At 63.2% G+C, this 10,000-nt stretch carries 11 protein-coding genes; 5 read left to right on the top strand and 6 right to left on the bottom strand.

What is annotated here, in order from left to right; genetic code table 11:
- Positions 1-156 precede the first annotated feature (156 nt).
- Positions 157-1,011 (bottom strand): tRNA (adenosine(37)-N6)-dimethylallyltransferase MiaA, encoded by an 855-nt coding sequence (gene miaA, locus LDL37_RS03870; protein ID WP_290794618.1) that lies wholly within the window; start codon positions 1,009-1,011, stop codon positions 157-159.
- 77 nt (positions 1,012-1,088) lie between these two features.
- Here miaA and LDL37_RS03865 point away from each other — a divergent pair, with 77 nt between their 5' ends.
- Genes LDL37_RS03865 through LDL37_RS03855 form a run of 3 tightly spaced genes read left to right on the top strand, consistent with a single transcriptional unit; the run spans position 1,089 to position 2,834 of the window.
- Positions 1,089-2,195, top strand: a complete 1,107-nt coding sequence (locus LDL37_RS03865) for an Mrp/NBP35 family ATP-binding protein (RefSeq protein ID WP_290794615.1) — start codon at positions 1,089-1,091, stop codon at positions 2,193-2,195.
- 55 nt (positions 2,196-2,250) lie between these two features.
- Positions 2,251-2,559, top strand: coding sequence for a type II toxin-antitoxin system RelB/DinJ family antitoxin (locus LDL37_RS03860; protein WP_290794612.1), 309 nt, complete (start codon positions 2,251-2,253; stop codon positions 2,557-2,559).
- Positions 2,556-2,834: a type II toxin-antitoxin system RelE/ParE family toxin gene (locus LDL37_RS03855; protein ID WP_290794609.1), complete on the top strand. Its 279-nt coding sequence runs from the start codon at positions 2,556-2,558 to the stop codon at positions 2,832-2,834. Before LDL37_RS03860 ends, LDL37_RS03855 begins: the two co-directional genes overlap by 4 nt.
- Positions 2,835-2,853: 19 nt before the next feature.
- Here the strand turns inward: LDL37_RS03855 and LDL37_RS03850 are convergent, their stop codons facing one another.
- The gene (locus LDL37_RS03850) at positions 2,854-4,059 is read right to left on the bottom strand and encodes a heparan-alpha-glucosaminide N-acetyltransferase domain-containing protein (RefSeq protein WP_290794606.1); all 1,206 of its coding nucleotides are present in this window, start codon (positions 4,057-4,059) and stop codon (positions 2,854-2,856) included.
- 149 nt (positions 4,060-4,208) lie between these two features.
- Between LDL37_RS03850 and LDL37_RS03845 the strand changes: the two genes are divergently transcribed.
- On the top strand, positions 4,209-5,300 hold the full coding sequence (locus tag LDL37_RS03845; RefSeq protein ID WP_290794603.1) for an NADH:flavin oxidoreductase: 1,092 nt from the start codon (positions 4,209-4,211) through the stop codon (positions 5,298-5,300).
- Between the two features lie 12 nt (positions 5,301-5,312).
- Here LDL37_RS03845 and LDL37_RS03840 read toward each other — a convergent pair whose 3' ends face one another.
- Both LDL37_RS03840 and LDL37_RS03835 read right to left on the bottom strand, forming a co-directional pair.
- Complete coding sequence (locus tag LDL37_RS03840) at positions 5,313-5,831, bottom strand: dihydrofolate reductase (RefSeq protein ID WP_290794600.1); 519 nt, start codon at positions 5,829-5,831, stop codon at positions 5,313-5,315.
- Positions 5,832-5,986: 155 nt separating this feature from the next.
- Entirely contained in the window at positions 5,987-6,793 is an 807-nt protein-coding gene (locus LDL37_RS03835; RefSeq protein ID WP_290794597.1) for a thymidylate synthase, read from the bottom strand.
- Positions 6,794-6,846: 53 nt separating this feature from the next.
- On the opposite strand from LDL37_RS03835, the gene ilvC reads away from it, so the two are divergent.
- Positions 6,847-7,839, top strand: a complete 993-nt coding sequence (gene ilvC, locus LDL37_RS03830) for a ketol-acid reductoisomerase (protein WP_290794594.1) — start codon at positions 6,847-6,849, stop codon at positions 7,837-7,839.
- A gap of 16 nt (positions 7,840-7,855) precedes the next feature.
- On the opposite strand, the gene LDL37_RS03825 is transcribed toward ilvC, so the two are convergent.
- Positions 7,856-9,304 (bottom strand): nucleoside hydrolase-like domain-containing protein, encoded by a 1,449-nt coding sequence (locus LDL37_RS03825; protein ID WP_290794591.1) that lies wholly within the window; start codon positions 9,302-9,304, stop codon positions 7,856-7,858.
- Positions 9,305-9,366: 62 nt separating this feature from the next.
- A partial coding sequence (locus tag LDL37_RS03820) for a 2,3,4,5-tetrahydropyridine-2,6-dicarboxylate N-succinyltransferase (RefSeq protein WP_290794588.1) occupies positions 9,367-10,000 on the bottom strand: 634 nt, incomplete at its 5' end.

The raw sequence follows: 10,000 nt of genomic DNA, 5'->3' as shown, positions 1-10,000 counted from the left end.
GGAATGATTTCTGATGGAATCATTCCGCTCAAGCCGCCATTGAGGCGGCGGCCAAGGTGGCGAAGCCCGCACCCGGCGAGGGACTAAGCAAAAGGTGGATCATAATGGTTCTACCAGAAATCATCATGATCTGGACGCCTGTCAACACAGGCGCGTTCAAGCGAACTGATTGCCGAAAAAGGTCGTCTGGCGCTTGGCGTAGTTGCGGGTCTTCTGTTTAGCCAGAGTGCGGGCCTCATCGAGCGTCATTTCGCCCTTCAGATGCGCCCACAGCTCCGGCAGGCCCAGCACGCGCAGAATGGGCCAGTCGGCTTGTAAGCCCTTGTCCATAAGGGCGCGCACCTCGTCCAGCGCGCCGTGCGCGATCATCTGGTCAAAGCGCTGGTCGCAGCGGGCATAGAGCCCGTCGCGGTCGGGTTTGAGTATATCGAAGCGATAGCTGCCCGGCGGCAGGATGGGGTGGGTATCGGTCTGCCAGTCGCTCAAGGCGCGTCCCGTCTGCCATACCACTTCCAGCGCGCGGCACAGGCGCTGGCGATCATGCGGGGCCAGACGCGCCTCCGTGACCGGGTCGAGGTGGCGCAGCGTGTCGCGCACAAAGGCCTCGCCCTGCGTGTCGTAGGCGGCGCGGGCACGCTCACGCACCTCAGGCTCTATCTCAGGGATTTCGGCCAGTCCGCGCACCAGGGTGAGGAAATAGAGCCCGGTGCCGCCGACAATGCACAGGGGCGTTTCGCCTGTCTGTGCGGCGGTAATAAAGGGCAGGGCGGCGCGCAGCCAGTCGCCGGTGGACCACTGCTGATCCGGGGGCAGAAAGCCGTACAGTTTGTGCCGTGCCTGTGCGTTCTCCGCCGCATCCGGGCGCGCCGTCAGTAACGGCACATCGGCATAGAGTTGCATCGAATCGGCATTGAGGATCACCCCGCCGGTCTTTGCCGCCCAATCCAGCGCGCGCGCCGTCTTGCCCGAAGCGGTCGGGCCACCCAGCAACAGAATGTGAGGGTCTGGCATCGGCAGGGTCTGCAAAAGGGGTTGTGTCGTTCCTATTTCCGCCTATACGGCCCTGAAGACCCAGCGGAAAGACAAATATGCCCGATCTCGACAAACAGCAGGTACTCGACGCGCTCAATACGGTCATCGACCCGGTGAGCGGGCAGGGGCTGGCCACGGCCGGGCTGGTGCGCGGCCTGACCGTATCGGGCACGCGCGCGGGCTTCATGCTGGAGGTGCCGGCGGCGCAGGTCGAACGCTATACACCGGTGCGCGAGGCCGCTGAAGCCGTGCTGGCGGCCCTGCCCGGCATCGAAAAGGCACAGGTCGTTCTGACCGCCGAAGTGGCCGAACCGCACACGCCGCGTCCCGGTCCGCAGGCCAAACTGTCGCCGCAGGCCGCCGATCAGGGCAAGCCGAAGGCCCCGGTCGCCACGACCCGTCCGGATCATGTCAGGTACGTTGTTGTGGTCGGTTCCGGCAAGGGCGGGGTGGGCAAGTCCACCGTCTCGCTCAATCTGGCGCTGGGGCTGAAGGCGCTGGGGCTGAATGTCGGCTGGCTGGATGCCGATATTTACGGCCCGTCGGGTCCGGTCATGCTGGGGCTCAATACCCCGCCGTCGTTCAGCGCTGACAAGAAGATGCTCCCGCCGGTCGCCTTTGGCCTGAAGGTCAATTCGGTCGGCTTTCTGGTCGATGCCGATCAGGCGATGATCTGGCGCGGACCGATGGCGTCACAGGCCCTGACGCAGTTGCTGACCCAGACGCAATGGGGCACGGCGCAAGACCCCCTCGACGTGCTGATCGTCGATCTGCCGCCGGGGACGGGCGATGTGCAACTGACCCTGACGCAAAAGACGCTGATCGACGGAGCGGTGGTGGTCTCGACGCCGCAGGACATGGCGCTGATCGACGCGCGCCGGGCCGTGACCCTGTTCGACAAGACGCAGATACCGGTGCTGGGCATCATCGAGAATATGGCCTATTTCGTCGGCGCCGACGGTACGCCGATCGAGATTTTCGGCCGCGGCGGCGCGCAAAAGATGGCGCTGGCGCTGGAGCGACCGTTTCTGGGCGAAGTGCCGCTCGATCCGGCCTTACGTCAGGCGGCCGACCGCGCCACGCCGCTGCGTGACGGTCCGATGGCGGAACGGTTTGCGGGGATGGCCAGGGCGTTGTGGGGTGATCTGGCCTCACGTTCCTGATGGCTGGCGTTTGTCGTTCAAGTGAAGTACACTGCCTTTGAGAGGCAGGTGTGCAATGGCGGCAAGTGAAGTGGTGCAGGCGCGCATTGACGGCGCGATCAAGGAACGGGCCGGGGCTGTGCTCAGCCAGATGGGGCTGACGGTTTCTGACGCCGTGCGTATTCTGTTGACGCGCATTGCCAATGAGGGGGCCTTACCCGCCGGGCTGACGGTCGATCCGCAAAGCTATGACGTCTGGCTTCGCGACAAGGTCCGCGAGGCTATGCACGACCCCCGGCCGCCTGTTTCCCATGCGGACGCCCACGCCCGCATGGCGGATATCAAGGCCCAGGTTCTGGCGGGCCGCGATGCGAAGGGCCAATGATCATTCAGTGGTCGGCATCGGCCCTCGATGACCGTATCCAAACGTTTCAGTTTATTGCCGATGACAATGTAACGGCGGCCGCGAGGGTCGATGAGGCCATAGAGGCGGCGGCGGAACATCTGGCGGATTTTCCGGACAGCGGCAGACCGGGGCGTGCTCCGAAGACACGCGAATGGGTGCTGAACGGCCTGCCTTATCTGCTGATCTACAGCGTGGAAGGTCACAGCCTCACCATCTGGCGCGTCTTGCATACCTCACGGCTGTGGCCGGAATAGATACCATGTCCGCCGCAGCTCAGAGGTAGGACAGCCACCAGTCCTTGCGACGCTGTTTCAGCGCCGACCAGTAGCGGCACAGCGGGTAGAGCAGGCACAGTGTGATCACCCAGCACAGATAGGTCACCCACAGGGGCAGAAAGCTGTCATCGGGGGCGGCGGCCGGGTTGAAAAAGGCGATGGCCAGCGGGTTGAACTGCGTCGCTAGGCTTTGACCCGCGATCAGGTGAGCGGCCATAGACACAAGGTGCATGATGTAGAGGTGGCCCAGATACGCCATCATAGGCACCGAGCCAAAGGTGCGCAGGACCGACGCGACGCTTGCGGGCAGGCGATCCAGCCCCGGCGTCAGCAGGAAGACGATCCCCAGAGTCGCGGCTGTGTAGAGCAGGGATGGCGGGTATTTCGCCACATTGAAAAAGTCCATCAGGGTGTGCGCGGGCAAAGTCTGCACGGCCCATGGGCGCGGGTCGCCATACAGATTGCTGAGCCGCAGCAGGACAAAGCCAATGCACAGCCCAAGTCCGCACAGGGTCAGAATGCGATTGCGGTCGGGCTTAAGAAAGACCTCCCCCATGCCATAGCCGAAGGCAATGACGCCTATCCACGGCAGCACCGGATAGAACAGCAGGATGTCGAAACCGGCGAATTTGAAGATGTTGACCTGAAACAGGAAATGCCACAGCCCGCTGAACGGACCCAACTGATCGGCATTGATGCCGCCGAGCAGATTGTGCAGCGTGATAATCGCTATCCCGATGGCCAGCACGGCGCGACGCGGCAGCCAGACCAGCGCCGAAAGTGCGATCATCGACCAGCCGATCGCCCACAATATGGCCAGAAACAGCGGCATGGGCAGGGCGAAGGACCAGCCGAAGCCGACCACCGTGACTTCAAGGACGATCAGCCACAGGCCCCGCGTCAGCAGAAAGCCCGACAGGGCCGCGCCGCTCTTGCCGCGCACATTCTGAAGCCAAGCCGATACGCCGGCCAGAAAGATGAAGGTCGGGGCGCACAGGTGCGTCACCCAGCGCGTCAGATACAGGACCGTATGGGTCTGCTGAAAATCGAGCGGGTTGATCTTGAAGCCGCTGATGTGGGTGTAGTCGCGCACATGGTCGAGCACCATGATCACGATGATCAGACCGCGCAGTATGTCGATGGTCGCCAGCCGTTGGCCGGAAGCGCTCACCGGCTGAGCGACGGATGCGTCGGTTCCTGTCATGGCCTGTCCCGCCATAAGGTTGACATATTTAACGTAACGCTAACCCAGCTTTTGCGGTGTGCAAACGTTTATTTTCGGACGGTCAGCGCTTGCACCGGTTAAAGACGTAACCATATCCGGTGCGGTTACTTTTTAAGCGGAGCCCCCATATGTCGCTCGACACCCTGTTTTCGCCCTATGAACTGAAATCGCTGAAGCTGAAAAACCGCGTGGTCATGGCCCCCATGACGCGCGAGTTTTCGCCGGGCGGTATCCCGACCGCTGACGTGGCCACCTACTATCAGCGGCGCGCCGAGGGCGGGGTCGGGCTGCTTCTGACCGAGGGCACGGTGATCGAGCGCCCGGCTTCCAAGAACGAGGCCGGTATCCCCAACTTTTTCGGCGAGGCGCTGCCGGCCTGGGGCAAGGTGGTCGAAGCGGTGCACGCCAATGGCGGACTGATCGCACCGCAAATCTGGCACACCGGGGCGGCGGCGTCGCGCGGTGAGTATGACCCTCAGCCGAAGCAGAGCCCGTCGGGTATCGCGCTTGACGGCTCGCAAAAGTGGGAACCGATGAGCGACGCCGATGTCGCCGACACCATCGCCGCCTTTGCGCGCGCCGCCGGTGACGCCAAGAAGCTGGGCTTCGATGCGGTGGAACTGCACGGGGCGCACGGCTATCTGATCGACGAATTTTTCTGGGACCGCACCAATAAGCGCGGCGATCAGTGGGGCGGCGATACGATCGGTGCGCGCACCAGATTTGCCGCCGAAATCATCAAGGCCGTGCGCGCCGAGGTCGGGGCCGACTACCCGCTGATTATCCGCATTTCGCAGTTCAAGGGCGGGGTCTATGACGCCAAGGTCACCCACACGCCGCAGGAGTTGGAAGACTGGGTGCGGCCGCTGCTCGATGCCGGGGTGGATATCATCCACGCCTCGCAACGCCGCTTCTGGGAACCGGAATTCGAAGGCTCGGACCTCAACTTCGCCGGCTGGGTCAAGAAGCTGACCGGGGCCCCGGTGATCACGGTGGGCAGCGTTGGTCTGGCCGAAGACTTCATCAACTTCTTCGGCGGGGCGCAGGCCAATCCGCAGGGGATTGATGAACTGCTGCGCCGTCTGGAGCGCGGGGAGTTTGATCTGGTGGCCGTCGGTCGTGCGCTTCTGGCCGATCCGCAGTGGCTCAACAAGGTGCGCGCCGGTCAGCTTGAGGACGTCAAGGCGTTCGACCGCTCGGCATTGGCCTCGCTGGTGTAGGTTGCTCCGGCCTCAGCGTTTTCGCTCATAGACCTTCAGCGTGAAGTCGTAATCGTCGCCCTCGGCCCTGGGGCAGAATTGCGACTTCACCTCGGTCCATTGTGCCGGGTCGATCTGCGGAAAGTGCGCGTCGCCTTCCAGCGTCGTGTGCACCTCGGTCACATAGAGACGGTCGGCCTTGGGCAGGGTTTGTTCGTAGATATTGGCCCCGCCGATCACCACCACCTCATCGGCCCCGTCGTCAGCGGCGTGTTCACGCGCGATATCGAGCGCTTCAAACAGCGAATTGCAGACGATGCCGCCCTCGGCCTCGAACTTCAGATCACGCGAACAGACGAGGTTCAGCCGCCCCGGCAAGGGCTTGCGCGGCAGAGAGTCCCAGGTGTTCGAGCCCATGATGATGGGTTTGAACTGGGTAATGGCCTTGAACATCTTCAGGTCGGATTTCAGATGCCAGGGCAAGGCGTTGTCGCGCCCGATGACGCGGTTTTCGCTCATGGCGACGATAAGGGCGAGTCTGGGTTTGGGCATTCTGTTTTTCCTCCTCCCCTGCGTAGCGGGGGAGGTGTCGAGCAAGCGAAGCGCGTCGAGACGGAGGGGGCAAAAACGAGAGGGTTATGCCCCTTCCGTCGCGGACCTTGCTACGCAAGCGCCGTGCCACCTCCCCCGCTACGCAGGGGAGGAGATTACACCGCCACCGGCGCCTTCAACGCCCCGTGCGATTGGTAACCGATCAGTTCGATATCGGCATAGTCGAAGCCGAACAGGTCGGTCTTGGGGGCCAGTTTCAGCGTCGGGAAGGGCATCGGATCGCGCGACAACTGGGTGTGCGCCTGCTCAAAGTGGTTCAGATAGAGGTGCACGTCGCCGAAGCTGTGCACGAAATCACCCACCTCAAGACCCACGGCCTGCGCCACCATATGCGTGAGGAGCGCGTAGGAGGCGATGTTGAACGGCACGCCCAGAAACACATCCGCCGAACGCTGATAAAGCTGACACGACAGCCTGCCGTCCGCCACGAAGAACTGGAACAGGCAATGACACGGCGGCAGGGCCATGTCCTCGACTTCGGAAGGGTTCCACGCCGAAATGACGTGACGACGCGAATGGGGATTGGTTTTGAGGTTTTCGATCAGTTGGCGCATCTGATCGATCACCCGTCCGTCCGGGGCCGCCCATGAGCGCCACTGCTTGCCATAGACGGGGCCGAGGTCGCCGTTTTCGTCGGCCCATTCGTCCCAGATGCTGACGCCGTGATCCTTGAGGTATTTGATATTGGTATCGCCGCGCAGAAACCACAGAAGCTCGACCGCCACCGATTTGAAGTGCACCTTCTTGGTGGTGAGCAGCGGAAAGCCCTGCGACAGGTCGAAGCGTATCTGACGGCCGAACACGCCCCTGGTCCCCGTGCCCGTGCGGTCCATGCGCGTCACGCCATTGGCCATGATGTCGCGCACCAGATCGAGATACTGATATTCAGGGTGTCGGGACATGGGACGCTGCTCTATAGGGAGGGGACGATTCTCATTCCGGAGTATAGCCCGTCATGACTCTGCCCGTCTATTATGATCGCGACTGCGACCTGGCTGTGATCCGCGGCAAGCGCCTGCTGGTCATCGGCTATGGTTCGCAAGGCCGCACGCAGGCGCTGAATGCCCGCGATTCCGGCGTATCGGACATCCGCGTGGCCCTGAAACCCGGATCGGCCACCCGCGACAAGGCCGCCGCCGATGGGTTTGCGGTGGTGACGGTCGAGGAGGGTGTGCCATGGGCCGAGGTGATCGTCGTCCTGACCTCGGACGAGGCGCATCAGGCCCTGTTCCGCGATCAGGTGCGGCCGCACCTGCGGGCCGGTCAGGCGCTGATCTTTGCGCATGGGCTGTCGGTCAATTTCGGGCTGGTTACGCCGCCGGCCGATGTCGATGTGCTGCTGGTCTCGCCCAAGGGGATCGGGCCGCGCATCCGCGACATCTATGAGGCGGGCGAGGGGGTCTTCTGCCTGTTTGCCGTGCAGCAGGACGCCACGGGTCACGCCAAGGCCATCGGCCTGTCGTTTGCGGCGGCGCTCGGTTGCGGGCGCAAGGGGATACTGGAGACCACCATGAAGGCCGAATGCGAAAGCGACCTGTTCGGTGAGCAGGTGGTCCTGTGCGGCGGTACGCGCGAACTGGTCACCACGGCGTTCGAGACGCTGGTGGCGGCGGGCTATCCGCGCGAAGTGGCGTGGTTTGAAACCTGCTACGAGCTGAAGCTGGTGGTCGATTTGCTGTGGGAGCGCGGCATGTCCGGCGGTTTTGAGAAGATTTCCAACACCGCCGAATACGGAGCCTATCTGACCGGCCCGCGCATTATCGGCGAAGCCTCAAAAGCCGCGATGGACGCGGTGCTGAAAGACGTGCAGTCGGGCGATTTCGTGCGCGCCCTGATGGCGGATTATGACGCCGGTGCGGTTGATCTCAAACGCCGCCGCGCGGCACTGGCTGACAATGCGCTGGATCAGACCAAGCGCTATCTGGACGGAGTGGCGGACAAGGCGTAGCGCCCGTCATGTGCCCCTACCGCTTCACGTCGATGATCACCCGCTTGTAGCGCGTCAGGGCCGGGGTGCCTTTGTCCGTGACGGCCACGATGACGTGCAGGGTGCCGGTGCGGAAGACGCTGTTTTTCGGGAGGGTCAGGTTGATTTTGGGCTGGTCGGCATTGGCGATGGTCACCATGCGGCCATTGCGCCCGTTTGAGGTCGTAAAGCCGCCGGCTTCACCATAGACAAACCACTCAAAGCTCAGTGCGTCCTTATCGGGGTCTGTGGAGCCTTCGGCGCTGAGCGCCAGTGTGTCGCCCAGCCGCGCCGTTAAACGATCCGGATGCGACAGTTTGGGCACCGGCGGGTGATTGGCCTCGGCATAGGGCTTGATCGTCCAGTCCATGCGCGCGGCAAAGTCGTTCTGATAGGCCTGACGCCAGCGCCAGATGGTGGCGTGATTGCTCGTGTGCCAGTTGCCATCGACCCCCAGCACCTCGTCCTCGGCATCGGTCCACAAAGACCGCGTTTCCGGGATCAGGTGCCAGCGCGCGGGCGGTGGGGTGTAGAACTCATAACGCCCACCCCAACTGCCCCAGTCGGGGTGTTCGGGCGCGCCCAGACCGTTATTGATCAGGTACAGGAAGCTGGGGGTATCGCCTTCCATCAGATAGATGGGTTTCGGGTATTCGGCCCCCAGAGGCCCCTTGCTCATAATGTGGGTTTGCAGCCACGGCACATCGACCAGACTGAAATCCGCACCGACAAAACGCCCGTGGAAACGGTCTCCACTGATGCCCGACCAGGTGGCGTGGTGATAGGCGCCGCCGTCGTGCATACCGGGGCTGGCGATATAGAAAAGGTCCGGAAAGGTCTGACGCAGCCACGGGCCGGAATCGTCCTGATCGGAAATGGTATAGACGCGCAGCTTGGCCACAAACCGCTTCAGTTCGGCCTTGCTCCGCGTGGCGCGCACCTTATGCAGGGCCTGAGCCAGCGTGTTGGGGCCACCCCAGACCAGCACCCACAGCGGACGCTCATCGCGGCGATCCACCGCCCGGATAAGGTACTCAGCCCCCGACGAGGTCAGGCCGTCGCCTACGGCTGTCATGCCATAGGCTTGCGGACCTTCGCTGACCACAGACAGGAGGTGTTCGGCGGACGGATAGCCCGGTTCGTGGCGGTTGAGGTTGGGCTGCACCTGCCCATAGGCGCGCACAATCTGGCGGATGCGCTCCGGGGCCGTGTGGTGGCGCATATGGATGGAGGTGGTCGCGACCAGCCCCTCGATATCCCACTGATTGGCATAGGTCAGGAACCGCACCAGAGACTCCGCGTCATCCGGTTCGTTCTCGATATCGGTCAGGACGAAGACGCGCGGCTTGTCGGCCGGGGCGGCTGTGGTGACCGGCTCTGCGGCCTGCGCCAGCGGGCTTGCCCACACCATCAGACACAGGGCCGCAGCCCATCCGCGCAGTCTCATCCGTCTCATCCCTCTATTTTTGCCCGGCACTGTGGTGGGCCTTGGGAGGGGCGTCAACCGAATTAGTCGCGCAGGAGTTCGTTGATCCCGGTTTTGCTCCGCGTCTGGGCATCGACGCGCTTGACGATGACGGCGCAGTAGAGGTGCGGGGCGTTCGGGTTTTTGTCATTGGCCGACGGCATGGAACCGGCCACGACGACCGAATAGGGCGGCACTTCGCCGTAGAAGACTTCGCCGGTGGCGCGATCGACGATGCGCGTCGATTGCCCCAGATAGACGCCCATGCCCAGCACCGAGCCTTCGCGCACGATGACGCCTTCGACCACTTCGGAGCGCGCGCCGATGAAGCAGTTGTCTTCGATAATGGTCGGGTTGGCCTGAAGCGGCTCAAGCACGCCGCCGATACCGACGCCGCCCGACAGGTGCACATGCTTGCCGATCTGGGCGCAGGAGCCGACCGTGGCCCAGGTATCGACCATAGTGCCTTCGCCGACATAGGCGCCGATGTTCACGAACGACGGCATCAGCACGACATTCTTGCCCACAAAGGCACCGTGGCGGACGATAGCGCCCGGCACCGAGCGGAAACCGGCGTCCTGATAGTCTTCGGCCTTCCACTTGGCGAACTTGTTGGGCACCTTGTCCCAGAAGGGGCCGATAGGGGCCTGTTCAAACAGGCCGCGCCCCGTGTGCATC

The sequence above is a fragment of the Asticcacaulis sp. genome (genome assembly GCF_020217185.1).
Classification (GTDB): domain Bacteria; phylum Pseudomonadota; class Alphaproteobacteria; order Caulobacterales; family Caulobacteraceae; genus Asticcacaulis.
The sequence above is the reverse complement of the archived record's forward strand: the minus strand, read 5'-3'. Positions and strand labels throughout refer to the sequence as shown.